The sequence below is a fragment of the Kosakonia oryzendophytica genome, from assembly GCF_027886705.1.
Lineage (GTDB): Bacteria > Pseudomonadota > Gammaproteobacteria > Enterobacterales > Enterobacteriaceae > Kosakonia > Kosakonia oryzendophytica.
The window spans coordinates 3,148,762-3,173,511 of record NZ_CP115659.1; the positions used below are offsets into that span (position 1 = coordinate 3,148,762).

Annotated in this window: 25 protein-coding genes and 2 tRNA genes; 11 read left to right on the forward strand and 16 right to left on the reverse strand. The window is 51.8% G+C overall.

Translation table 11 applies throughout. The annotated features are described in order from the left end of the window. The first annotated feature begins 63 nt into the window (after positions 1-63). The 3 genes from O9K67_RS24775 (at position 64) to O9K67_RS15270 (ending at position 1,546) form a co-directional block, all read left to right on the forward strand. Positions 64-132, forward strand: a complete 69-nt coding sequence (locus O9K67_RS24775; RefSeq protein ID WP_408612875.1) for a hypothetical protein — start codon at positions 64-66, stop codon at positions 130-132. A gap of 270 nt (positions 133-402) precedes the next feature. Then, entirely contained in the window at positions 403-969 is a 567-nt protein-coding gene (locus O9K67_RS15265) for a cytochrome b (protein ID WP_061494830.1), read from the forward strand. A 1-nt stretch (position 970) separates the two neighbouring features. After that, the gene (locus O9K67_RS15270) at positions 971-1,546 is read left to right on the forward strand and encodes a YceI family protein (RefSeq protein ID WP_061494829.1); all 576 of its coding nucleotides are present in this window, start codon (positions 971-973) and stop codon (positions 1,544-1,546) included. 39 nt (positions 1,547-1,585) lie between these two features. On the opposite strand, the gene trhO is transcribed toward O9K67_RS15270, so the two are convergent. Beyond that, the gene (gene trhO / locus O9K67_RS15275) at positions 1,586-2,635 is read right to left on the reverse strand and encodes an oxygen-dependent tRNA uridine(34) hydroxylase TrhO (protein ID WP_061494828.1); all 1,050 of its coding nucleotides are present in this window, start codon (positions 2,633-2,635) and stop codon (positions 1,586-1,588) included. A 211-nt stretch (positions 2,636-2,846) separates the two neighbouring features. On the opposite strand from trhO, the gene O9K67_RS15280 reads away from it, so the two are divergent. The 4 genes from O9K67_RS15280 to O9K67_RS15295 all read left to right on the forward strand — a co-directional run bounded on the left by O9K67_RS15280 (position 2,847) and on the right by O9K67_RS15295 (position 5,885). Next, positions 2,847-3,767: a Kdo(2)-lipid IV(A) acyltransferase gene (locus O9K67_RS15280; protein WP_061494827.1), complete on the forward strand. Its 921-nt coding sequence runs from the start codon at positions 2,847-2,849 to the stop codon at positions 3,765-3,767. Positions 3,768-3,917: 150 nt separating this feature from the next. Beyond that, a complete protein-coding gene (mdtG, locus tag O9K67_RS15285; protein ID WP_061494826.1) occupies positions 3,918-5,180 on the forward strand; it encodes a multidrug efflux MFS transporter MdtG in 1,263 nt (420 codons plus the stop codon). A 33-nt stretch (positions 5,181-5,213) separates the two neighbouring features. Continuing rightward, positions 5,214-5,414 carry a hypothetical protein gene (locus O9K67_RS15290; protein WP_061494825.1) on the forward strand — a complete coding sequence of 67 codons (201 nt, stop codon included), beginning with the start codon at positions 5,214-5,216 and terminating at the stop codon, positions 5,412-5,414. Positions 5,415-5,495: 81 nt separating this feature from the next. Next, positions 5,496-5,885: a MysB family protein gene (locus O9K67_RS15295; protein ID WP_061494824.1), complete on the forward strand. Its 390-nt coding sequence runs from the start codon at positions 5,496-5,498 to the stop codon at positions 5,883-5,885. Here O9K67_RS15295 and O9K67_RS15300 read toward each other — a convergent pair whose 3' ends face one another. The 3 genes from O9K67_RS15300 to mdoG all read right to left on the reverse strand — a co-directional run bounded on the left by O9K67_RS15300 (position 5,886) and on the right by mdoG (position 10,239). Then, positions 5,886-6,089 (reverse strand): YceK/YidQ family lipoprotein, encoded by a 204-nt coding sequence (locus O9K67_RS15300; protein WP_408612876.1) that lies wholly within the window; start codon positions 6,087-6,089, stop codon positions 5,886-5,888. 93 nt (positions 6,090-6,182) lie between these two features. Beyond that, positions 6,183-8,711 carry a glucans biosynthesis glucosyltransferase MdoH gene (gene mdoH / locus O9K67_RS15305; RefSeq protein ID WP_061494823.1) on the reverse strand — a complete coding sequence of 843 codons (2,529 nt, stop codon included), beginning with the start codon at positions 8,709-8,711 and terminating at the stop codon, positions 6,183-6,185. Continuing rightward, positions 8,704-10,239, reverse strand: a complete 1,536-nt coding sequence (gene mdoG / locus O9K67_RS15310; RefSeq protein ID WP_088236549.1) for a glucans biosynthesis protein MdoG — start codon at positions 10,237-10,239, stop codon at positions 8,704-8,706. The genes mdoH and mdoG overlap by 8 nt, the downstream gene beginning before the upstream one ends. A gap of 272 nt (positions 10,240-10,511) precedes the next feature. Between mdoG and mdoC the strand changes: the two genes are divergently transcribed. After that, entirely contained in the window at positions 10,512-11,660 is a 1,149-nt protein-coding gene (mdoC, locus tag O9K67_RS15315) for a glucans biosynthesis protein MdoC (protein WP_061494821.1), read from the forward strand. 71 nt (positions 11,661-11,731) lie between these two features. On the opposite strand, the gene ymdB is transcribed toward mdoC, so the two are convergent. From ymdB to ghrA, 6 genes are all read right to left on the reverse strand, one after another. Then, positions 11,732-12,274 (reverse strand): O-acetyl-ADP-ribose deacetylase, encoded by a 543-nt coding sequence (ymdB, locus tag O9K67_RS15320; protein ID WP_061494820.1) that lies wholly within the window; start codon positions 12,272-12,274, stop codon positions 11,732-11,734. A 102-nt stretch (positions 12,275-12,376) separates the two neighbouring features. After that, on the reverse strand, positions 12,377-12,688 hold the full coding sequence (locus O9K67_RS15325) for a type 1 fimbrial protein (RefSeq protein WP_140418302.1): 312 nt from the start codon (positions 12,686-12,688) through the stop codon (positions 12,377-12,379). Positions 12,689-12,833: 145 nt separating this feature from the next. Beyond that, positions 12,834-13,319, reverse strand: coding sequence for a DUF1097 domain-containing protein (locus tag O9K67_RS15330; protein ID WP_061499963.1), 486 nt, complete (start codon positions 13,317-13,319; stop codon positions 12,834-12,836). A 102-nt stretch (positions 13,320-13,421) separates the two neighbouring features. Continuing rightward, complete coding sequence (locus O9K67_RS15335) at positions 13,422-13,976, reverse strand: TorD/DmsD family molecular chaperone (protein ID WP_061494818.1); 555 nt, start codon at positions 13,974-13,976, stop codon at positions 13,422-13,424. 19 nt (positions 13,977-13,995) lie between these two features. Continuing rightward, positions 13,996-14,733, reverse strand: coding sequence for a phosphatase (locus O9K67_RS15340; protein ID WP_061494817.1), 738 nt, complete (start codon positions 14,731-14,733; stop codon positions 13,996-13,998). An 83-nt stretch (positions 14,734-14,816) separates the two neighbouring features. Further along, positions 14,817-15,755 (reverse strand): glyoxylate/hydroxypyruvate reductase GhrA, encoded by a 939-nt coding sequence (gene ghrA, locus O9K67_RS15345; RefSeq protein WP_061494816.1) that lies wholly within the window; start codon positions 15,753-15,755, stop codon positions 14,817-14,819. Positions 15,756-16,018: 263 nt separating this feature from the next. Between ghrA and O9K67_RS15350 the strand changes: the two genes are divergently transcribed. Both O9K67_RS15350 and O9K67_RS15355 read left to right on the forward strand, forming a co-directional pair. Then, positions 16,019-16,106: transfer RNA gene (locus O9K67_RS15350), tRNA-Ser, on the forward strand. Between the two features lie 582 nt (positions 16,107-16,688). Beyond that, positions 16,689-16,776, forward strand: a tRNA-Ser gene (locus O9K67_RS15355). A gap of 358 nt (positions 16,777-17,134) precedes the next feature. Here the strand turns inward: O9K67_RS15355 and O9K67_RS15360 are convergent. From O9K67_RS15360 to efeU, 6 genes are all read right to left on the reverse strand, one after another. Further along, complete coding sequence (locus tag O9K67_RS15360) at positions 17,135-17,833, reverse strand: hypothetical protein (protein WP_061494815.1); 699 nt, start codon at positions 17,831-17,833, stop codon at positions 17,135-17,137. A 195-nt stretch (positions 17,834-18,028) separates the two neighbouring features. Continuing rightward, a complete protein-coding gene (tnpA, locus tag O9K67_RS15365) occupies positions 18,029-18,463 on the reverse strand; it encodes an IS200/IS605 family transposase (RefSeq protein WP_061493626.1) in 435 nt (144 codons plus the stop codon). Positions 18,464-18,637: 174 nt separating this feature from the next. Beyond that, positions 18,638-19,426, reverse strand: coding sequence for a phosphate starvation-inducible protein PhoH (gene phoH, locus O9K67_RS15370; RefSeq protein ID WP_061494814.1), 789 nt, complete (start codon positions 19,424-19,426; stop codon positions 18,638-18,640). A gap of 538 nt (positions 19,427-19,964) precedes the next feature. Further along, positions 19,965-21,248 (reverse strand): iron uptake transporter deferrochelatase/peroxidase subunit, encoded by a 1,284-nt coding sequence (efeB, locus tag O9K67_RS15375; protein ID WP_061494813.1) that lies wholly within the window; start codon positions 21,246-21,248, stop codon positions 19,965-19,967. Between the two features lie 3 nt (positions 21,249-21,251). Then, the gene (gene efeO / locus O9K67_RS15380) at positions 21,252-22,379 is read right to left on the reverse strand and encodes an iron uptake system protein EfeO (RefSeq protein ID WP_061494812.1); all 1,128 of its coding nucleotides are present in this window, start codon (positions 22,377-22,379) and stop codon (positions 21,252-21,254) included. Positions 22,380-22,430: 51 nt separating this feature from the next. Next, a complete protein-coding gene (gene efeU, locus O9K67_RS15385) occupies positions 22,431-23,264 on the reverse strand; it encodes an iron uptake transporter permease EfeU (RefSeq protein ID WP_061494811.1) in 834 nt (277 codons plus the stop codon). Between the two features lie 276 nt (positions 23,265-23,540). On the opposite strand from efeU, the gene O9K67_RS15390 reads away from it, so the two are divergent. Next, positions 23,541-24,725, forward strand: coding sequence for a NupC/NupG family nucleoside CNT transporter (locus O9K67_RS15390; RefSeq protein WP_061494810.1), 1,185 nt, complete (start codon positions 23,541-23,543; stop codon positions 24,723-24,725). Positions 24,726-24,750 lie beyond the last annotated feature (25 nt).

The window sequence follows — 24,750 nt, forward strand, 5'->3', positions numbered from 1 at the left end:
AATAACGAGGCCATCATGCGGCAGGTGTTCCATTACGTAATTAATAACGTGCGTGAGCATTTGATGATTTATATTGTCCTGTGGTTACTAGTTACTGCGATCGATATTATCTATATTGTATGGCTGGATTAATAATAACTGACAAAAACTTACATTTATTTAATTAAAGCTCATAACCGCATTCACTCTCACCCATGCTTCAATAACAAAAAAATAAGAAAAATCTGGCACCCATCAGAATGGATGGTTATTTTTTCTCTAACCGATTGAATATATCAACCTGTTCTTATTCAAAAAAAATGATATAGAAAAAATAGCAATTCAATTCATCGATTTTCAGTTGCAATATTATTTAACTCACGCCATTTTAAATTAACTCCCTATTAACTTCGGTTAACAATTATGCAATTGCGTAATACCCCATCTCGCTATGGCGTTATTTCCGTTGCCCTGCACTGGTTGGTCGCTGTCGTGGTTTATGGCATGTTTGCGCTGGGCTTATGGATGGTCACATTGAGCTACTACGACGGCTGGTATCATCAGGCACCCGAGCTTCATAAAAGCATCGGTGCGCTCCTGATGCTGGGATTAGTGGTGCGCATTGTCTGGCGTTTTATCTCGCCGCCCCCGCCTGCGCTTGCTACCTATTCGCCTCTGACACGCATCAGCGCTGCAATCGCGCATATCGCGCTCTACCTGTTGCTGCTTGGCATCATTGTGAGCGGTTACCTGATTTCAACGGCTGACGGTAAACCCATCAGCGTCTTCGGCTTGTTTGAGATTCCGGCAACCCTGGCCGATGCAGGCGTACAAGCAGACCTGGCTGGTACGGTTCACCTGTGGCTGGCATGGAGCGTTGTCGTGTTCTCTGTTTTACACGGACTTGCTGCGTTAAAACACCATTTCATCGATAAAGACGCCACTCTCAAGCGCATGCTGGGAAAATCGTCATCTGACTCTGGAGCATAATATGAAGAAAATCCTGCCGGGACTTACACTCGCCTCGCTGTTATTTGTCACCGGTTCCGCGGTGGCAGCAGACTATAAAATTGACAAAGAAGGTCAACACGCCTTTGTTAATTTCCGTATTCAGCATTTGGGATATAGCTGGTTATACGGGACATTCAAAGATTTCGACGGCACCTTTAGCTTTGATGAGGCAAATCCTTCAGCGGATAAAGTTAACGTCACCATCAATACCAATAGTGTGGATACTAACCACGCCGAACGCGATAAGCACCTGCGTAGTGCGGAATTTCTGAATGTGGCTAAATTCCCGCAAGCGACGTTTACTTCGACAGAAGTGAAGAAAGATGGCGACGGTCTCGACATTACCGGTAATCTCACCCTGAACGGGGTAACAAAACCCGTCACGCTGGAGGCAAAACTGATGGGTCAGGGTAACGATCCATGGGGCGGCGTGCGAGCAGGTTTTGAAGCAGCGGGGAAAATTAAGCTGAAAGACTTTAACATCACCACCGACTTAGGCCCGGCATCGCAAGATGTTGAGCTGATTATCTCTGTTGAAGGCGTTCGTCAGAAGTAATGACCCCGGAGAGGGCGGCTCGCCCTCTCCGCATCAGGCTTATTCCGGATCCGGAATACCCAGTTTAGTGTTCAGACGACCACGGGATTTGTTGAAAATCTTATTACCATTTTCACGGCCCGCGCGGCGCTTACGCTGCTCTTCTTCCGGCAGTTTGCGCTCTTCCTTACACAATTCACTGCAGCACCCGTCGAATTTTTCCGCACAGGCCGGGCACTGGATAAACAGCAGGTGACAACCGTCGTTCAGGCAATTGGTATGAGAGTCGCAGGGTGCGCCGCACTGGTGGCAATGGGCAATCACATCCTCCGAAATGCGCTCCCCCATGCGCTCGTCAAAGACGAAGTTTTTACCGATGAAACGCACCGGCAACCCCTGTTCACGGGCCCGGCGCGCATACTCGATAATACCGCCTTCGATATGCCACACTTTGTTGAATCCGTTGTGCTTCATCCAGGCGCTGGCTTTTTCACAACGGATGCCGCCGGTGCAATACATCACAATTTTTTTATCTTTGTGCTCCTGCATCATCTCTACTGCTTTCGGCAACTGCTCGCGGAACGTATCGGCAGGGATCTCAAGCGCACCATCAAAATGCCCGACTTCATATTCGTAGTGGTTACGCATATCGATAAAAATCGCCTCAGGATCGTCCAGCATTGCGTTCACTTCCGCCGCTTTCAGATAATCACCCACATCACTGGCATCGAAGCTGTCATCATCAATACCGTCTGCGACAATCCGGTCACGCACTTTCATGCGCAGCACCCAAAAAGATTTGCCGTCATCATCAATTGCCTTGTTCATCCGCAGCCCGTCGAGCGCAGGATCAAAGGCATAGAGGAAGTCGCGGAATGCGGCAAAACGGCTTTGTGGCACACTGATTTGCGCATTGATACCTTCATGCGCCAGGTAAACACGACCGAAAACGCTCAATCGTGTAAATGCCTGATATAACGCATCGCGCGTGGCCTGCGGGTTGATGATAGAAAAATACTTATAAAACGAAACGGTGACGCGCGGCTCGGTTTCAGCAAGCATGCGGGCTTTTAATTCATCATTGGAGATGCGGTTGTGTAACACTGGCATGGTGTACGTGTCCTGCAAGAGTGAAAAAACGGCGGCATCATAAAGCAAATACGGATAATTTACATCCTTACATTTTGCGCTACATTTTCCTCATTCTCATTACCACATTTCAACAGTTACCCCCAAAAACAGGCGTTATGTGCGCTCTGATTTTGGCTAATTCTAAAAAAATGAGACAATACAGGGAATTGTTGCTTAAAAAAGGACAAACATGACGCATTTACCCAAGTTCTCAGCAGCGCTTCTGCATCCCCGCTACTGGCTAACCTGGCTGGGCATCGGAGTACTGTGGTTAGTCGTTCAGCTCCCTTATCCCGTGATTTATCGTCTTGGCTGCGGTATCGGCCGCCTGGCAAAACGCACGATGAAGCGCCGTGTATTGATTGCACAACGTAATCTTGAGCTCTGTTTTCCGCATATGAGTGACGCAGAGCGCGCAAAACTGGTGGACGAGAATTTCCTCTCCGTCGGCATGGGAGTGATGGAAACCGGTATTGCCTGGTTCTGGTCCGACAATCGGATGGCACGCTGGATGGATGTCTCCGGCTTTGAACACATTCGTAACGTGCAGGCGCAAGAGCGCGGCATTTTGCTGATCGGTGTCCATTTCTTAACGCTGGAAATCGGCGCGCGCATGTTCGGTATGAATGAACCCGGCATTGGTGTTTACCGACCGAACGATAACGCGCTTATCGACTGGCTGCAAACCCGGGGGCGCATGCGTTCCAACAAGAGCATGCTCGACCGAAAGGATCTCAAGGGCATGATCCGCGCGCTAAAATCCGGGGAAGTCGTCTGGTATGCGCCTGATCATGACTACGGCCCGCGCGCCAGCGTATTTGCCCCTTTCTTCGCCGTCGAACAAGCAGCCTCGACGTCTGGTACCTGGATGCTGGCACGTATGTCGCAAGCGTGTATCGTGCCATTTGTTCCGCGTCGTAAACCGGACGGCAAAGGTTATGAGCTAATCATACTGGAGCCGGAATGCTCCCCTCCTCTCGACGATGCACAAACCACCGCCGCATGGATGAATGAGGTTGTAGAGCGCTGCATTATGATGGCACCCGAACAATATATGTGGCTGCACCGCCGCTTTAAAACCCGCCCGGAAGGCGTTCCATCCCGCTACTGATCGCAAACAGCCCGCTAAGCGGGCTGTTTTCTTTTGTCACACATAAGTCCTGCCGCACATTGCAGTGACCATCCCGCAGGCGCATAATTAGCGTGCTTACCAATTTCAAACCCTATTGTGTGCGTTGAATCAACGCCGTTACGGATCGTTATGCCATCCTCTGATGTCCCGATAAACTGGAAACGTAACCTGACTGTCGCCTGGTTTGGGTGTTTCCTTACCGGCGCTGCATTTAGCCTGGTGATGCCATTCTTACCGCTATATGTCGAGCTGTTGGGGGTGACGGGCCACAGTGCGCTGAACATGTGGTCCGGGTTGGTTTTCAGCATCACGTTTCTGTTTTCCGCTATTGCCTCTCCATTCTGGGGAGGGCTTGCCGACCGTAAGGGTCGCAAAATTATGCTGCTGCGTTCCGCGCTCGGTATGGCAATCGTCATGGCGTTAATGGGGCTTGCGCAAAATGTCTGGCAGTTCCTCATCCTGCGCGCCATGCTCGGTTTACTGGGCGGCTTTATTCCTAATGCCAATGCGCTCATCGCAACGCAAATTCCACGTAATAAAAGTGGCTGGGCGCTCGGTACACTTTCCACCGGTGGTGTGGCAGGCGCGCTGCTCGGGCCACTTGCCGGCGGACTGCTGGCGGATTCGTGGGGCCTGCGAATGGTCTTTTTTATCACCGCCTCGGTGCTGTTTATCTGTTTTCTACTGACGCTTTGTTATATTCGCGAAAATTTCGTCCCGGTGGCAAAACGCGAAATGCTGCACGCCAGAGATGTTTTTGCTTCGCTCAAAAACCCGAAACTGGTGTTAAGCCTGTTTATCACTACCATGATTATCCAGGTTGCCACCGGCTCGATTGCACCCATTCTGACGCTTTATGTGCGTGAACTGGCGGGCAACGTTAGCAACATTGCGTTTATCAGTGGGATGATTGCCTCCGTGCCCGGTGTTGCGGCCCTGCTCAGCGCACCTCGCCTGGGGAAACTGGGCGATAAGATTGGCCCGGAGAAGATCCTGGTTGCTGCACTGGTGATTTCGGTGCTGCTGCTACTACCCATGTCGCTGGTACAAACACCGTGGCAACTGGGTGTGTTGCGCTTTTTACTCGGTGCAGCGGACGGCGCACTGTTACCCGCCGTGCAGACTCTGCTGGTGTATAACTCCACCAATCAGATAGCCGGGCGTATTTTTAGTTATAACCAGTCATTTCGTGATATCGGTAATGTCACCGGCCCACTGGTAGGTGCGGCCATTTCCGCCAGTTTCAGCTTCCGCGCGGTGTTCTGTGTGACGGCAGGTGTCGTTCTGTTTAATGCCCTCTATTCGTGGTTCAGTTTGCAACGCCCGCCCCGTTCCACAACCGTGGAGAGTGAACGCCCGCGAGTGCAGCAAACACTGCCAACTGACGATTAAAGCCCTGGCGCGACACAAGGGACATGTGTCTGAATGCTGTCTGATGCAGCATACAAAAAATGCGCATCGAATCAGGCGGATGACGCATATTCAGGAAAACGTGAGGTGGCTGAAGGCCCGATTATTCAGCAGAACACCGGCGTGAAAATTCACCCACTGACCATCAGACGCACTGTTTTTCAGGAGGGTGTAACATTTCTTTTTGTCCTGACACCTTACATTCGTTACGGATAACTCAACTCGCGATTTGACGCTCTCAATACCAGCGTCTATAGGTTTCTGCATACCTTTTTTCCTCTCGCTAAGGAGTTAGATATGGCCGATTCCAACCTCAATTTTTACTCGACGCTCTCTGAAGCAATTGATGCTGCCCGTGAAGAATTCCTCGCCAGTAATCCGGAGCTGGATGAGGAAGAGGCGAACGTCCAGCAATTCAATGTGCAGAAATACATTCTGCAGGACGGCGATATCGCATGGCAGGCTGAATTTTTTGCCGATGAAGAAGAACCCGGTGAATGTTTGCCCATGTTCAGTGGCGAGGCAGCACAAAGCGTATTTGATGGCGAATATGATGAAATAGAAATAAGCCAGGAGTGGCTGGAGGAGAATACCCTGCACGAATGGGACGAAGGAGAGTTTCAGCTTGAGCCCCCACTCGATACAGAGGAGGGACAGACCGCTGCCGATGAATGGGACGAGCGCTGATTACTCGTACGGACCGTGATGGGCGTCTATAGGTAGCAATAAGGTATCGAATACCAGCGAGAAGGGTAAGTCCAGCACGGTAATATAACGCCACGCGGAGTCACGGACGTCCCATTTCACACCCGGGTAGTATTGATTTCCATGGCCCTGCCCGGGGATCGTCCGGCTGATGATACTACCGCACCCGCTCAGCAAACATGCCATCACAACGACCAATATCACTTTCACCTGTCCCCCCTATCATCGTATGGATAAAAAAATACCGGCACTCAGGCCGGTATTTTCATTGTTGTCGGCTTACTTCGCCTTCAGTGCCTGCGGATTAAGCTTCAGCGTCTCGTAATAGTTAACCCAGGATAAATATCTCTCCGGGGCTGACCATACGCGATAATGCATCCGCGACAGTGTAACCGGGTCACTCAGCAGCACCAAACGACGATCGCGGTTCAGTTTCTCCGGCGTTTCATTCAGCGCCTGTTCAACATGACGATCGCGGGCGATTTCCAGCACATGGCTTGCGCGGTGACGCGCTGTCGCCATCGCTGTTGCCAGTGCATTGAAGGACGGGTTAAATACCGCATGCATAAACCCATCATCCAGCGAGCGTAAACGGTTCAGTTCCAGATATGCATCAGTGTCCACCAGCACTTTAGGCGGTGAATACTCTTCCGGGATCAGGAACAGCTTCCAGCGTTTGGTGCGCAAACCGATCGTTGAGCGGCTGGAAATAACCGATACAAACGGCGACAGGATCAGCGAGAAGACAATCGGCGCCAGCCAGAACAGGAAGCGCAAATCCAGCCAGGCCATGCCCACTGCCCATACCAACCCCAGCAGCAACTGCGAACCATGGCGCATAAAGGCTTCGCCCCACGGGGTAGAGTCATCATCGCGCTGTGGTGAGTTCCATACCACTTCCCAGCCCAGGAACGCGCTAACCACAAACACGGTGTGAAACAGCATGCGCACTGGCGCCAGCAGCACGGAGAACAGCACTTCAAGCAGCAATGAAAGCGTAACGCGAATGAAACCGCCGAACTCTTTTGGCCCTTTGCACCACACCAGAATGATACTCAGCAACTTCGGCAGGAACAGCAGTACCATGGTCGACGCGAAAAGCGCGATGGCCAGCTCCGGACGCCACTGCGGCCATACCGGGAAAAGCTGGCGTGGCTGCAGGAAGTACTGTGGTTCGGTCAGGGCATGCACCACCTGCAGCGCCGTGGAAAGCGCCAGGAACATAAACCACAGCGGCGCAGAAAGATAAGACATTACGCCGGTCAGGAACACAGCGCGGTGCACCGGGTGCATCCCTTTTACCAGGAACAGGCGGAAGTTCATCAGGTTACCGTGGCACCAGCGGCGATCGCGTTTCAGCTCATCCAGCAGGTTTGGCGGCAGCTCTTCATACGAGCCCGGCAAATCATAGGCGATCCATACGCCCCATCCTGCACGGCGCATCAGCGCTGCTTCTACAAAGTCATGCGACAGAATGGAACCGGCAAAAGAACCTTCACCAGGCAGCGGCGCCAACGCGCAGTGCTCAATAAAGGGTTTCACACGGATAATGGCGTTATGGCCCCAGTAGTGCGATTCCCCCAACTGCCAGAAGTGCAAACCCGCAGTAAACAACGGCCCGTAAACGCGGGTGGCGAACTGCTGGCAACGCGCGTAGAGCGTGTCCATACCGGAGGCTTTCGGCGAAGACTGGATGATCCCGGCATTTGGGTTCGCTTCCATCAGACGCACCAACCCTGTCAGACACTCGCCTGTCATCACTGAGTCAGCATCCAGCACCACCATATAGCTATACTGGCTGCCCCAGCGACGGCAGAAGTCGTCAATGTTACCACTCTTGCGTTTCACGCGACGGCGACGGCGACGGTAGAAAATCTGACCTTCGCCCTGCACTTCAGCAATCAACTCCATCCAGGCTTTCTGTTCCGCTACGCAGATATCCGGATTATAGCTGTCGCTGAGGACATAAACGTCGAAGTGCTGTTGCTGCCCGGTCGCTTTCACCGACTCCCACGTTGCGCGCAGACCTGCGAAAACGCGGTCTACGTCCTCGTTGCAGATCGGCATAATCAACGCAGTGCGATGCGCCGGATTCAGCGGTTCATCGCCAACGGTCGATGCCGAAATGCTGTACTTATCCCGGCCTATCAACAGTTGCAGAAAGCCCATCAACGCGGTCCAGAACCCCGCAGAAACCCAGCAGAACAGCACCGCGAACAGGATCAGGATGCCGGTTTGCAGCACATAGGGTAGTAACTGCATAAAGGAAACCCACAGATCCTGGCCCGCCATATCGGTTGGCGTAATCAGCGCCCACCCCTGATAGGGCAGGATCGTTTTCATATACCAGGTTGCGACCACGGTCTGCGACAACGTCAGCAGCAGCAGAATATAGCGACGGATAGAACCTACCGTACGCCATTTCTGTTCGTGGGCCTGTTCTTCTTTGGTCAGACGTGCGAGATAACGCGGAGCGACTTCGCGCCCACGCAGACGATCCCAAAAACGGCCAATCGGGTTTGTACGCCAGGGGTCCGGAAACATGGAGGAGCGTTTTGCCTTCGGCATAGCCTGCAGTTGCGCACGCCCTTCATCATCTTTCATCAACTGGCCTTGCGCCAAAGAGTCTGGCCAACTGCCTTCCAGACGTGCAGCGGCTGAGCCCAGCGGGGTGTCATCTTCACGTTCCCATTGCGTATGTTCCGCGTCCAGCGCGCTGTGCACGCGCTGGATACTGTCTGTCGGCAACACCGCCTTCTTCTCGTCCGGAAGCGGCAGCGCGTCGATATACTCAGTTATCTTATTCATTGGCAGGTAGCTGATAGCTCCAGGTTTCACTCAGGGTCTGATCGGCATTGACCAGCGCTGCACGCATATCCGTCGTTTTCTTCGGATCTTTCACTTTCACACGCAGCATCAAACGCCAACCTTGCGTAACCGGGTTATAGCGAACGGTGTTTTCAACGATCTCGCCGTTATCGCCAATGCTGGCTTGCGCAGTGACAGGGGTGTTTTGCGGCAGTTTTTTCATATCCTGGCCAGTGAAGTCCACCACAAACGCGATGGTACCGTCTGGCTGACGGATAAGATTTGACTGTTTCACATCCCCCGTAGAACGGCGAGTCTGCAGCACCCAGGCATTATCCGGCGCATGCAGCTTGTCTTCGTCACGGCTAAAGGTGATGGTGTATTTGAAGTTCATCTCTTTACCGGGCTCCGGCAGTTGGTCCGGCGTCCAGTAAGCGACGATATTATCGTTGGTTTCATCGTTGGTCGGAATTTCAACCAATTCAACTTTCCCTTTGCCCCACTCCCCTTTCGGCGTTACCCACGCGCTTGGGCGCAGATCGTAGCGGTCATCAATATCTTCAAAACGGGAGAACTGACGCCCACGCTGCAGCAGACCAAAGCCCTGCGGGTTTTCCATCGCATAGCTGCTCACCGCCAGATGTTTCGGGTTATTCAATGGACGCCAGATCCATTCGCCATTACCAGCCAGCATCGACAACCCGTTAGAATCGTGCAATTCAGGACGATAGTTGGTGGCGGACGACGGCTGAGCAGGCCCAAAGAGGAACATACTGGTCAGCGGAGCGACGCCCAGTTTGCCGACTTTATCGCGCAGGTAAACTTTCGACTGCACGTCAACCACGCTATCCCGACCCGGGATAATCACAAAACGATACGCGCCGGTCGCACGCGGCGAGTCCAGCAATGCATAGATAGTCAGGCGCTTATCCGTCGGCTTCGGACGTTCGATCCAGAACTCACGGAAACGCGGGAACTCTTCACCGGACGGCAGCGCCGTATCAATCGCCAGACCACGAGCGGAAAGGCCGTAAACCTGGCCCGCGCCGATCACGCGGAAGTAACTGGCTCCCAGCATGCTGACGATTTCATCGTTTTTGTCTTTATTATTGATGGGGTAAAGAACTTTGAAACCCGCAAAACCCAGATCTTTGACCGTGTCTTTATCGTGCTGGACATTGCCAAAATTGAAGTAGTCCGGGTTGTATTTGATTTGGCGTACGGCGGTGGCGGTCACTTCATTGATGGTCACCGGCGTGTCGAAGTACATACCCTGGTGGTAAAACTCAAGCTTAAACGGGGTGTTGGTCGCGTTCCAGTAGGCTTTATCGTGGTTAAACTGGATCTGCTGATAGTCCGCATATTTCATTTCACGGAACACAGAGGGCAAGTTGCTCTTGGGCGCTTCGTAGCCTTTGCCGGCCAGGGATTGTGCCTGTTTTGCGACATCATCAATAGAAAAAGCCCATCCCGATGACGTATAAAGTGACAACAGTACCGCTGCACCTACCCAACGCATTTTCATCATTCGTAATTTAGGTTTCATAATAACTAAGCACTTCCCCCTTTGTGTGCTTAAATCGATCCGATCCATTTTAATGGAAACTCACGCAATCCGACAACTGAATCCCCGCATTGTTCTGCATGCCGGCTCAGTGAATAAACAATTGAAACTAACCCTTTATCGTTTTGCGAGCTATCCTGGAGACAGGATCCCGGTCGTAGTGTAGGGTTAGTTGCGAATGTAATCATTATTTGTCTTATGGATAAGACGAAAAGTCTGAGAATGCACAGAGTTATATGACCAGAGCCCCTGCACAACGTGAATATTTCCTTGATTCCATACGCGCATGGCTGATGCTGCTCGGGATCCCATTCCACATATCGCTGATTTATTCGAGTCATATGTGGCATGTCAACAGCGTCTACCCGTCGTGGTGGCTAACGCTGTTCAACGACGCCATTCATGCGTTCCGCATGCAGGTATTCTTCGTTATTTCCGGTTATTTTTCATACATGCTTTATTTGCGTTATCCGATGCAGCGCTGGTGGACACTCCGCGTTGAACGCGTCGGTATTCCCATGCTGACCGCTATTCCTCTATTAACGCTGCCGCAATTTATTATGTTGCAATATGTGAAAGACAAAACCAGCGAATGGCACGCCCTCTCGGCTTATGACAAATTCAACACCCTTTCCTGGGAATTGATCTCCCATTTGTGGTTTCTATTAGTGCTTGTTGTATTAACGACAATCGGCATGTGGTTGTTTAAAAAAATAAAAAACAATGCGAAACACTTCCTGGGCGCTATTTCGCTGGGCAAACTCTCACTGTGGTTTCTGCTGTTTGGCATTGTCTGGGCAGTGCTGCGCCGAATAATCGTTATCGCCTGGCCGGAATTATTGCGTGATGCGCTGTTTAATTTCGCAGTGATGCAGTCACTGTTTTACATTCCATTTTTCCTCCTTGGCGCGCTGACGTTCATCAATCCGCGGCTCAAGTCATTATTCACCACCCCGTCACCGTGGTGTGCAGTAGGAGCATTACTGGCGTTTGCTGCATATTTGCTCAACCAGCGTTACGGTAACGGCGATGCCTGGCTGTATGAAACCGAAGCCATTATTACTATGTTGCTGGGGTTGTGGATGGTGAACGTCGTGTTCTCTCTGGGGCATCGCTTGCTGAATTTCCAGTCAGCGCGGGTGACTTATTTCGTTAACGCATCGCTGTTCATCTATCTGGTGCACCATCCTCTTACGCTGTTATTCGGTGCATGGATAACCCCACATATTCAGTCAAATCTTTTAGGCTTTATTACCGGGTTGGTCTTTGTGGTGGGTATCGCGGTGTTGCTGTATGAAATGCACCTGCGTATTCCTCTACTGCGCTTCCTCTTTTCGGGGAAACCGCAGGAGAAAAATGCACAACAACACGTCACGGCACGATAATCCGGATGGCTGCTTTGGTCTTCAAAGCAGCCACAGAATCCACCGAACAGAACTGGCAGGCAAGTGGTGGATCAACCAGTCGGCTCATCGCCCAGTTGGGTAAGTAAACGTTGATAAAGATGGGTGGTCTCATCGTCATAGCAAACAAAGTATATCTGCTGTAAATGGTGATGCCGGGTGAGATAATCCGTTATCGTGTTGACGGCAATCTCTGCGGCCGCCGCTTTCGGGTAGCCGTACACGCCGGTACTGATCGCCGGGAAAGCGATGGTCGTGTAGCCATTCGCTTCGGCCAGTTGCAGACTGTTGCGGTAGGCATCTTCAAGCAACCGGGCTTCATGTTCATCTCCTCCCCGCCAGACCGGCCCCACCGTGTGGATCACGGCTTTCGCGCGTAAATTTCCAGCCGTGGTGATAACGGCATGCCCGGGAGGACATTCCCCCTGTTGCTGTCGCACCTGTTTGCACGCTTCCAGCAGCGCTGGCCCCGCCGCACGGTGGATCGCGCCATCGACGCCCCCACCGCCAAGCAATGACGGATTTGCCGCATTAACAATGACATCGACATCAAGGGTAGTGATATCCCCCTGAAGCACTTGCACACGTGGTTGCATCTTTTTTGCCCCCTTCACGGCTGCTAACCCATTCACACACTTAAGTGTATCCTGGACTGAGAGGAAATGACGGGCATCGCATCCTTCCCTTGGCCTGCGTAATCAGTTGTAGGCGACGGCTATAATCGCCATCGAATGCTGTTGGTTAAGGTAGCGCATCTGCACTTTTTCGAATACGGAAACAGATTGAGGTGCTGTGACGATAGTATTCAAATCAATACGCTGGATCGGCTTTTTGGTATTTTGCGCACAGGATATGACCAGTGTGTGCGGTACAGTTTGCATATCGCACCCCTTTTCGACAATTGCCCCCCGAAAAGCAATATTCCCCGTATCGGCGGAGGGAGTAGCAGAACAAAAACTGGCAACAGCAAATCCGGAAAGAGCGAAAATACACAGGTTAAAAAGACGCATAAGCACCTCAGGACACCTTCAACTCATCACACTGGTATGACCAGGAATTAAGATGACATAGCTGCACATTTTTTGAAACTAACGCAGTGAGGAATTTAAGATAAGTGCTTAAAACAACTCATATTCACACCAAAAGAAGGGATATTTAATTTAAAGAAGATTTTTCTGAGGAAAGTACCGACGCGCGCCAGGAAGCCAGCCACAAGCCGCTATTTTTCATCGCATATCCAAACAGTAAACCCACAGCCAGCGACGGCATCACCAGTTGCCAGTCACCTTGGCCGGCAAAGGTGGCGCAGGCACCCATAAACGTTCCAGGCACAAAGGAGAGTAAAAAACTTTTTGCCTGCATACACATCAAAAATGCCACCGCACCGGTCATCACATAACCGAATATTTCAAGATGCGGAGCCAGTGCAGCACCGTGAATAATCACCAGAGCCCAAATCACGCCGCTCATCACTGTACAGGCGGAGATGAGTAGCCCTTTAATGCCGCCTTGTGGACAGGCAAAATATGCCGTACAACCGAGGAACCCTGCCCAGCTTAATAAGCCAAGAGATACCGCGACCCAGCCCCAGAGGCCAGAGAGGATCCCCGTTGTTAATGCGATAGAAAGAAGTATGTTCATGGCGCGCATCATAACAAATACGCACCAAACTTATGCGACAGACAGCACGTTATTTGAAACGAAATCGTAATCGTTGCAATATTTTTGCGATAACAATCACAATTATTCGTCAGATTCTTCCTGTAACTCTTCCCACATAGCGGCAATCGCATCACGGGCAAGCGGCGCCATGGTACGCCAGAATGGCGTGGAAGCATGCGCTTCAACCTTGCCAAGGAAGGTATCGCACCAGGGGAGCAGATAGTCAGCAAACAACGTTTCAAGCGCCTCACTCTCGTCTTCAGCCGACTGGTCTTCCAACCAGGATGCTGCCAGCAATAACGTACCGAAATGATCAGCTGGGGTATCGGTTAATGGCATCCCGCGGGTCGACAAAAATGAACGAATCTCGGCTTCAGTCGCCCCTTCAACCCAGGCGCTGCGAAACGGCGATACACGGCACTCTTCGCCAACGAAAAGCGCGTTATAATCCGCTGCCAGCGCTTGCATATCGCTGTTTTTTTGCAAGCGTTCCAGCAGTTCATCCTGTTCCAGCGGCCAGCTTTCCGCCAGTTTTCCTTCACGGATCAGGGTGTACAGCGGCACCAGCAGCGGATCCTGCGGTTGGCGATAAAACAGCGAGCCGAGCACCCGGCAAAGGATAGAAAATTCGTTCATTCAGTTGTTCCAGTCAGTATTAAAGTTCAGCAAATTCGGCAATCGGCGCCATTCCGCGCGATTCAAGGAAGTTAAGTAAACGGCGAGGAGAGGCATTAAGGATACGCTCTTCCGGAAAGTCCACCGCATCAAGGATCTTTCGACACTCGTCAAACTCACCCAATGTGAAAGCGGTATGTGAGTCTGAACCGAGCGCGACCCATCCTCCGGCATCTCGTACGGCCGCCGCAACCGCACGGCAGTTTTTTTCACTGCCTTTACGGGAGTGTAAAAACGAAGAGTTGTTGATTTCCAGCGCCACGTCGTACTTCGCCGCTGCAGCGGCAATCGCCGGAATATCGACCGGGAATTTTGGGTTGCCCGGATGGCTAATAATATGCACGTTACCACTGGCCATCGTCGCAATCATTGCCTGCGTATGCGACGCTTCATCCTGCGGAGGAAACACCGGTTCGTGGAATCCGGCGATGATCAGATCCAACGACGCGAGCATTGGCCCGCTGCAGTCAATTTCACCGTCCGTGTTTTTAATGTTGGCCTCAATGCCACGCAGGATGCCAACCCCGTCCACCAGACGTGGCCAGATACGCATATTCACAAAGTGCCAGTAATGTGGCGCATCCGCCATGTCCGGGCCATGGTCGGTAATGGCAAAGAGTCGAATGCCTTTACGTTTCGCTTCGGCAATATAGTCATGCAGGGTACTGTAAGCGTGCGTGCTGGCGACGGTATGCATATGCAGGTCAACGGGATACATGTTTCACTCCGATAGTTATTTCTGCAAGGATAGCAGTTATCGTTATGCAGTTTAATGAAAACCCGGCGTTACCGGGTATGTCATCAATAGCCGCGCTGCCGATCAACAAGCCCGGTGACTGGCAGACCTTGCTCAAGTTGCAAGATTGTATGCGTAATAAAGGCAATCGCCTCGTCCGGGCGGGTTACGGCAGCTATATGCGGTGTCATTGCCACGCGCGGATGCGCCCATAACGGATTGTTCGCGGGTAGCGGCTCCTGATTAAACACATCCAGCATTGCCCCTTTCAGTTTGCCATTATTCAGTGCCTGCAACAGATCCTTCTCGACCAGATGGACGCCACGCGCCAGGTTCATAACATAACTTTCGTCTGCCAGTTGCTCGATCAACGCATGATTGATGATCCCCGCCGTTTCTGGTGTGTTCGGCAGCAGGTTAATCAGAACTCGCGTACCGTGCAAAAAATCCCCCAATTCAGCCACACCCGCAAAACTTGTTACACCGGGCAGTGATTTTCGGCTTCGACTCCAGCAGCGCAGTGGGAACCCCCATGCAAGAAGGCTTTCCGCAACCTTACCCCCCAGCACACCAGCCCCAAGAACGCCAATGGTGAAATCTTCACGTCGATATTCATCAAGCGGTTGCCATTTCGCTTGCAGCTTCAATTGCTGGTAATCATCAAAGCGACGGAACCAATGCAGCACCTGACTCACCGCATACTCCTGCATCTGCAGGCCCATGCCGGTATCTTCCAGCCGAAACAACGGTATCGATTCTGCCAGCATTTCCGGGTGGGCTTTAAGCTGACCCAGAATAGAATCCACCCCGGCGCCAAGTGCGAAAACCCCTTTCAGTTTGCGCCCTTTTAGCATGTCGACGGGGGGGTGCCAAACCAACGCATAGTCTGCGGGCGCATTATCCCCTTTTGTCCAGGCGCGAATGTTAGCCTGTGGCAACGCCTTTCTTATTGCGCCCAGCCAGTAGTGGTGATCAAAAGAGGGGTGATAAAAGATAATGTCCATATCAACTCCAGAACATGTTGTGGGGTATCCGCATCATTCGCGGCGCTGTTGTGTATGATTTTATGAGGAAAGCAGCATAACAAATTTCTCCTGAGCAGCGCGGAGAAACTCCTGTGCCGAGAAAAAAAGCGATTTCAGGATGTTTAAGAAGCATGTTGTTTGAAGTTTGTCTAAACGCGTTAATTTATTGAAAAAGAAGATTGACGGCTTTCGTGGTTTTCCCTACATTAGCGCCCGTCCCGTTAATAACGGGATGACAATGTGGTGAGGTGTCCGAGTGGCTGAAGGAGCACGCCTGGAAAGTGTGTATACGGCAACGTATCGGGGGTTCGAATCCCCCCCTCACCGCCATCATTTCAGATAAGAGCCTGTACGAAAGTACGGGCTTTTTTCTTTTATATCCTCCTGAACCAGGGGGATGAGAACGCCCGACCGGGGGTCGACAACGGGCAACTGCCCGTTGGACAGATGACGAGCCTGCGAGGAAGCTGCCCGCAGGGCGAGCGAAGCGAGTCAATCCCCCCCTCACCGCCATCATTTCAGATAAGAGCCTGTACGAAAGTACGGGCTTTTTTCTTTTACATCCTCCCGAACCGGGGGGATGAGAACGCCCGACCGGGGGTCGACAACGGGCAACTGCCCGTTGGACAGATGACGAGCCTGCGAGGAAGCTGCCCGCAGGGCGAGCGAAGCGAGTCAATCCCCCCTCCCGCAACCTGCCTGCCCCATCATGCCTGAAGACGTTTCACCTTAACCGGCCCGTGAATGGCCTGGTTTTCGCTTCACAAATAGCCTTATGACCAGCGTCGCACCTCGCATTGCTCATACCTTAAGCGAACAATCCGCAAAGCGGAAAATCTGCTTGACCGTTTTCGTTCAACTCCCTATAGTAGCGCCCCGTTGCCCCCTAAGAGGGTGGCAGCAAGACAATGTGGTGAGGTGTCCGAGTGGCTGAAGGAGCACGCCTGGAAAGTGTGTATACGGCAACGTATCGGGGGTTCGAATCCCCCCCTCACCGCCATCATTTCAGATAAGAGCCTGTACGAAAGTACGGGCTTTTTTCTTTTATATCCTCCCGAACCGGGGGGATGAGAACGCCCGACCGGGGGTCGACAACGGGCAACTGCCCGTTGGACAGATGACGAGCCTGCGAGGAAGCTGCCCGCAGGGCGAGCGCAGCGAGTCAATCCCCCCCTCACCGCCATCATTTCAGATAAGAGCCTGTATGAAAGTACGGGCTTTTTTCTTTTATATCCTCCCGAACCGGGGGGATGAGCCCCCCGCCCCGAAACCTGCCCTTCTCTTTATCAGACCTCAGAACGGACTCACCCTACCCGGTTTGTAGAGAGTACTTCCCACGAAGTACGCTTTCCTAACCCTTACTGTAAAAACTGATCTTTGGTTTCATTGAAATCCCGCAAGCAACGGGCCATATAGTTGCGCGTCACCTCATTAACCTTCTGATAATTATTGGCTTCCCATTCTGCAAGCGGTGCCTTAATCGGCTCTGGCGTACAGTTCAGGCTGGCGACATCATATTTTTTCGTCGGGTGATCTTTGCTGCGCGTGATGACAGTGGAATAGTGCAGCTCAAAGTTTTCCCCGCCAGACAGATTTTCGTAAACCAGCATCCAGACATAAGGCCGGATCTCAATCGGATTTTGTAACTGGCCAGCCGCTTTTTCTGCGACCGAAGATTTCAGCGACTTCTCCATCTCTTCACTGAAATACGTCACAGACGGGTTAGACAACGTGGTAATGGGCGTCCCAACCAGTTCATATTTCGTAAATCCGCTCTCCTGCGCACCGCCCGCAAATGCCCCGGCAATAAAGCTCAGTGTCTTGAGAGCCACCACTTTGCTGGTATCACTTCGAGTGATGTAACGCAGTGCGGTATCGGTTGGCTTATGGAAGTCCGTTTTTAATTGCTCATAACCATCAATCTTCAGTGTGGAACCATTGTCAGCTTTAATAACCGTGGTTTTCACCACTTTTTCAGTCGGCGGTAACGGCTTATTACTACAGCCTGCCAGCGTGAGGAAAAGCACGAGCGCGGAAAGCGTAAAAAGAGATTTCATTGGTTGATATCCTTACCCAAAAAACAATAAACGTGGGGCGCGACAAACGCCTCAACGGTTATCGGCGTAGGACCAGGCATACTTTATGAATGGGGAAGGCAAATTCCAGGGGGGAATAAAGTAAAAGACCACCTTCTTAGAAGGTGGCTTTTGAGAATGCCCCCTGTAAGGGGGGCTATTGTCACTTTCCGCTTACTACTCTAGCAATTCCATTTGCTGTTCATGTATTTGTTCCGTTTTCTCCTGATGCCTCACATATCGTCTGATAATTTCCTCGTTCACAACGACAGTATCTACAAAGTAGCCACGTGACCAAAAGTGGTTGCCCCATAGCTTCTTTCTTATGTGTGGGAAACGATTGTAGAGTCTGATTGCGCTGCGACCTTTCAGATGCCCCATTAGAGTTGATATCGAGATTTTCGGCGGGACTATTACGACCAGATGTACATGATCTGGCTGAACATTTAGCTCCAGAACCTCACAATCCTTTATTCCGCAGAGAATGTAGATTGTCCTGTAAAGTTCCTTGCCCAACTTATCTTTCAGGATTCTGAAACGGTACTTAGGCGTCCAGACTATGTGGTATTTACAACGCCAATATACATGTGATGAACTCCTGTAAAGCCCCATGTCGGTTTGTCTCCTTTTACTTGTGGTGAGTAAGCAGAGATATTCCGGCATGGGCATTCTTCAGGCTATAGCCTTACAGGATCAATCACCACCTCCCCAGGAGGTGGTTTAGGGGTGACAAGCAAAAGCCCGGTATTGCTGAAGCAGACCGGGCTTTTGGGTTAGATAAGGGTATTAATCGTAGGCTTTCAGCGTGCGCTGACAGAGTGCAGAACGTACGCAATCATCTTTGTTAAAGCGTACGATACCAATCATCTCGTCTTCCTCAAAACGCGCCAGTGCATCGCTCAGACCCGACTTCACGCCGGAAGGCAAGTCACACTGGGTAATATCACCATTGACGATGACGGTCACGTTTTCCCCGAGGCGCGTTAAAAACATTTTCATTTGCGCAGCCGTGACATTCTGGGCCTCATCAAGAATGACCACCGCATTTTCAAAGGTACGTCCACGCATATAGGCGAACGGCGCGATCTCCACCTTACCGATCTCTGGTCTCAGGCAGTATTGCATAAAGGACGCACCCAAGCGTTTCAACAGCACATCATAGACGGGCCGGAAATAAGGCGCGAACTTCTCCGAGATGTCGCCGGGTAAGAAGCCAAGATCTTCATCGGCTTGCAGGACCGGCCGGGTCACAATTATCCTCTCCACGTCCTTATGGATCAGAGCCTCCGCCGCTTTCGCCGCGCTGATCCAGGTTTTACCGCATCCGGCTTCGCCAGTTGCGAAGATCAGTTGTTTACTCTCGATAGCATTCAGGTAGTGCTCCTGAGCTTCGTTGCGAGCAGCAATTGGAGAAGTATCACGGCTGTCCCGCGCCATGCCAATTGCTTCTACGCCACTCATCTGCACAAGCGAGGTGACCGACTCTTCTTCACGTTGTTTATGACTGCGTGAATCACGTCTCAGCACGCGTTTCGCTTCACGACGAGCTTTGATCACTGCTTTTTGTCTTCCCATGGATAGCACCTTGAGTTGTTGGTTTACATCACACGCGCCACTAGCGACGCGATTATGCGCACGAACGTCTGAGGGTTGGCTTCCTTGTAAGCCATGGCTTGCCTTTGTAAATGACGTGGCAGAACAGGCAACAGCATCGTCTGTCACATCGTTGGAAAGAGAGATGAAAAATGAGGAGGAAAATTCAGGGGCGAAGAAATCGCTGCCGGAGGTCGCACCTCCGTGCCGGTTGTTGCGTGGTCTTTTTGTTTGTCCGCTACAGGACCTAACCATCCGCGATCTCCTGGTGACGTCATCACCGCAGGGTCTCAACGCTTTAATTAATTACATCAAAGCTTATCATCATTGCAACATTATTTTTACGTAACCATAACGTGCAAGACCGCTGCGTCGTTGCAGAAAGTGTCTGCTACGAATATTACAGAAATATAACAGATACTTTCTAATACGAAAAAATGATATCTGGATGGCAGAAAAAGTATGTCAGAATGCTACAGATGACAGAATATCCTGCCCGGTAGCGGGCAGGATAGGATCTTTACGCTTCGAGAAGAGATTGCGCAAGGTAGCGACTGGTGTCTTTCACACCCGGCAACACAAAGAAGTAACCGCCGCCAATCGGGCGAATATACTCTTCAAGCGCCTCGCCATTCAGGCGTTTTTGCACCGTAAGAAAACCTTTTTCCAGATCGTGCTGATAGCAGACAAACAACAGTCCCATATCCAACTGCCCGGAGTGAGTTACGCCGAGCGAGTAGCTGTATCCACGGCGCATCATCAGGCTTGATTGCGTCTCTTTGGTACGCGGATTTGCCAGACGAATATGGCTGTCGAGCGCAATCACATCACCGTCCGGATCGCTGGCGTAATCCGGGACATCATGTTCATTTTGCATACCCAGCGGCGCACCGGAATGTTTATCACGCCCGAAAATGGTCTGTTGCTCCTTCAGCGGCGTACGATCCCAAAACTCCACATGGAACTGAATGATACGTACCGCCTGATAGCTGCCGCCTACCGCCCAGGCTGGCTCATCCTGATCGCTGGTCACCCACACCACCTCGTCCATCAGCGCGTTGTTACTGCTGTCCGGGTTAGCGGTGCCATCCTTAAAACCCAGCAAATTTATGGGTGTCTCTTTTCCTTTACTGCGCGCAGCATGATCGGAGATAAACCCTTCCCGCTTCCAACGCACGCTAAGCAAGTCCGGCGTGTGTTTGATCAGATCGCGCAACGCATGAATCACCGTATCTTGCGTGTTCGCGCAAATCTGGAGCAACAGATCGCCATGGCATAACGCGGCATCCAGAGAATCGTTGGGGAAACGCACCATCTTTTGCAGTTTTTTCGGCATCAAGGCGCTTAAACCAAAGCGCTTATCAAACAGCGACTGCCCAACGGACACCGTCACCGTCAAATTGTCCGCCGCGATGTACGACCCCAGGATCCCGGAATCCAGCGGCGGCAAACGCGGGTTAGGTGTATCCGGTGCCGGGCCGCCAGCGGTAAGGAAAGCAATACGCTGCGTCAATAAGCGGAACAAACGTTCAAGATCGGCTTTATCCGTCGCCAGAACATCAAATGCTACCAGCATCATTGAGGCCTGCTGCGGCGTTAAAATACCGGCCTGATGTGCACCGAAGAACGGCTGTTTTTCACTGCGTGCATCAGGAGACAGCGTGCCTGGCGCGCTTTGCGGTTTCGCCGCGTGGGCGACCGGGCATCCACCTGCCAGTGCAAGCGCGCCTCCCAGCGCGCCCATACTTTTTAATAAACGGCGCCGGGAAGGCTCACTGACGCCGCTGTTATCATGTTCACTCATGGTTTAATCCAGTCCCAGCACACCGCGTAATTGTGCGAGATCTTCCGCAAGCGTGGTGATCGGCCCTTTCAGCGCATTGCGATCCGCATCGGTCAGCTTGTCATACGTTTCATAACCATCTTTAGTGCGGTATTTCGCCAGAATAGTGTCCACTTTTTTGAAGTTGGCATCGACTTTGGCCAGCAGTTCACCGTTATCTTTTTGCAGCTGCGGACGCAGCAGATCAACAATTTTCTGCGCACCGTCGACGTTTGCCTGGAAGTCCCACAGATCCGTGTGGCTATAGCGATCTTCTTCACCGCTGATTTTGCTCGCCGCTACTTCTTCAATCAGCCCAGCTGCGCCGCCAACCACTTTAGATGGCGGGAACGCCAGCTCATTGATGCGAGTCTGCAAATCAGCCACATCGGTGTAGAGCTGATCGGCATAATGGCCCATATCTTTGGTGCTATTGTCGCCAAACAGGGCTTTTTCCAGACGGTGGAAACCGGTGAATTTCGGATCGGCGGCTTTATGCTCGTAATCATCTTCACGGGCGTCAATGCTACCATCCAGATCGGAGAACAATTCAGCAATCGGCTCAATGCGCTCGTAGTGTTGGCGGGTCGGGGCATACAGGGCTTTCGCTTTTTCGATATCCCCTGCTTTCACGGCATCGGTAAAGGCTTTGGTACCCGTCACAAGCTGAGCGGTTTCCGCAACCACATAGGCTTTATAGTCGGCAATCGCCGTGCTGAGGCTCAGCAGCGCTTCACCTTTTGCCGCATCGGCAGTGGCTTCGCCCTTCACTATCAGCTTGCCTTTCGGGTTGGTTAACAGACCGCAGGTCATGTCATATTCACCCGGTTGCAGGTTAGCCGTCAGTTTCTGGCTAAAGCCCGGCGCAATGTTTTCACGCTCTTCCACCACCATTACACCTTTGAGGATCTCCCACTCCAGCGCTTTCTGGCTATGGTTAACGATCACAAACTGTGTTTTACCGACGTTCACCGTCAGGTTCATCGGTTCACACTGTTTGTCCGTGACCGTCACTTTCACCTGCGGTACATCCGCGGCCTGTGCCGCGAAAGCGCAAGAAAACAGTGCGGCGATCCCTACCTGTAATGCATTACGACGAAAATGAATTGCCATGACCCTTCCCTTAAATAAGTATGTTGTAACTACAGCAACCAATAAGCGAGATTACGGTGCAGCCCTGGAAGGCTGCGAACCGGCGCGTGGTGGCATAAAAAACAGCAGCAGCGCCGGGATCAAATAGAGGAAATAGATGAACACTTCGCTCACGCTCGGTGTTTCCTGATAGCCGAAGATCCCCTCCAGCAAAGTGCCAGTGAGTGAATGCGTGGTCAGAACGTTGCTTAAATCGAAGGCCACATCCTGGAAATGATTCCACAGACCGGCTTCATGGAAGGCGCGAATCGCACCGGCAGCCAGCCCTGCGGCAACCAGCAGAATAAACAGGCTGGTCCATTTGAAAAACGCGCCCAAATTGAGACGAATACCGCCCCAGTAGAGCAGAAAACCGAGCACCACTGCCGTCGCAAGACCGAGTATCGCGCCGACGGGCGGCCATATGCCCACATCCTGTTGGAATGCGGCCAGCAGGAAAAATACCGACTCCAGTCCTTCACGCGCCACGGCGAAAAAGACCATCATGATCAGCGCCCAGCCATGGTTGTTGCTGCGCGCCAGTGCGTTATCTACCGCCTGCTCCAGTTGCACTTTGACGTTACGCGACACTTTACGCATCCAGAACACCATCCAGGTGAGGATCACAACGGCAATCACCGCAACAATTCCTTCAAACAGTTCCTGCTCTCGCTGCGGAAACTCTCCCGTGGTTGCGTTAATGGCAATGCCCAGGCCAAGACACAGAGCCGAAGCGAGGAACACACCCAGCCACATCACGCCAATCCAGCGCCCCCGATGCGTACGTTTGAGGTAGCTGGCGATGAGGCTAACGATCAACGCCGCTTCGAGGCCTTCACGTAACATAATGAGAAATGGAACAAACATGGAGAACGCCCCTAATGTCATGCGCAGTCAGTGGTTGCAAAGAAAAGTAAATTCGTTTGATAGTGATTATCATTACGGCGAACAGAAACTCAAGCGAAAAATGATGAGAATGATAACCAGATGTAAACGCAGAGCAGACTAACTACCGGGCCGGCGCTTTATGCAGAAGTGGTTGAAATACTGCAAAAACTTAGCTTACAAATCGTTAACTTTGTATTTACCGCACGCCGCCGCTATGGCTAAATAAACGTCCTGTTTACCTGCCCCTTTAGAGATATGATCAATTTTCTGCACTTTCTGCTGGCGTTAGTGGTGATCCTTGCGCTGGCCTGGCTGGTCAGTTTCGACCGCCGACAAATCCGCATCCGTTTTATTCTGCAACTGATTGTCATTGAGTTCGCACTGGCATGGTTTTTTTTACATGCCCAGAGTGGCCTGACGCTGATTAACTATGTTTCCGGTTTCTTTGAAGCCCTGCTGAAATTTGCTGGGCAAGGCACGGGTTTTGTTTTCGGGGGTATGAGCGAAAAAGGGTTAGCCTTTATTTTCCTGGGCGTCTTATGCCCTATCGTGTTTATTTCCGCGTTGATTGGTATTTTGCAGCACTGGCGTATTCTGCCCATTTTTATTCGTCTGATTGGCACGCTGCTATCGAAACTGAATGGCATGGGCAAGCTGGAGTCCTTTAATGCCGTCAGTTCACTGATCCTCGGTCAGTCAGAAAACTTCATTGCCTATAAAGGGATACTGTCAGACCTCTCCTCACGCCGCCTGTTCACTATGGCCGCCACGGCCATGTCGACGGTGTCGCTGTCCATCGTGGGGGCATATATGACCATGCTGGATGCCAAATATGTTGTTGCGGCATTGATCCTCAATATGTTCAGCACTTTTATTGTGCTGTCGGTCATTAACCCGACACGCCCGGAAGCAGAAGCTGAAATCAAACTGGAAAAACTCCACGAATCGCAAAGTTTCTTTGAGATGCTCGGCGAGTATATTCTGGCTGGTTTTAAAGTGGCGATGATCATTCTGGCGATGCTGATCGGCTTTATTGCGTTAATCAGCGCAATCAATGCGCTCTTCAGCGCACTGTTCGGCATCAGCTTCCAGCAGATCCTCGGCTATGTGTTCTATCCGCTGGCCTGGCTTATCGGCATCCCGCTGAGCGATGCGCTGCATGCGGGCAGTATTATGGCAACCAAACTGGTGGCGAACGAATTTGTGGCAATGATCGAACTGCAAAAAATTGCCGCAGAAATGTCGCCGCGCGGGCTGGGTATCCTCTCAGTCTTCCTGGTGTCGTTTGCCAACTTTGCCTCTATCGGCATTGTTGCCGGTGCGATTAAGGGTCTGAACGAGCCACAAGGCAACGCCGTTTCCCGTTTCGGCCTGCGTCTGGTTTACGGCGCAACGCTGGTGAGCCTGCTGTCCGCTGCATTTGCGGGCCTCGTGCTCTGAGTGTATTCCCTCTCCTGCGGGAGAG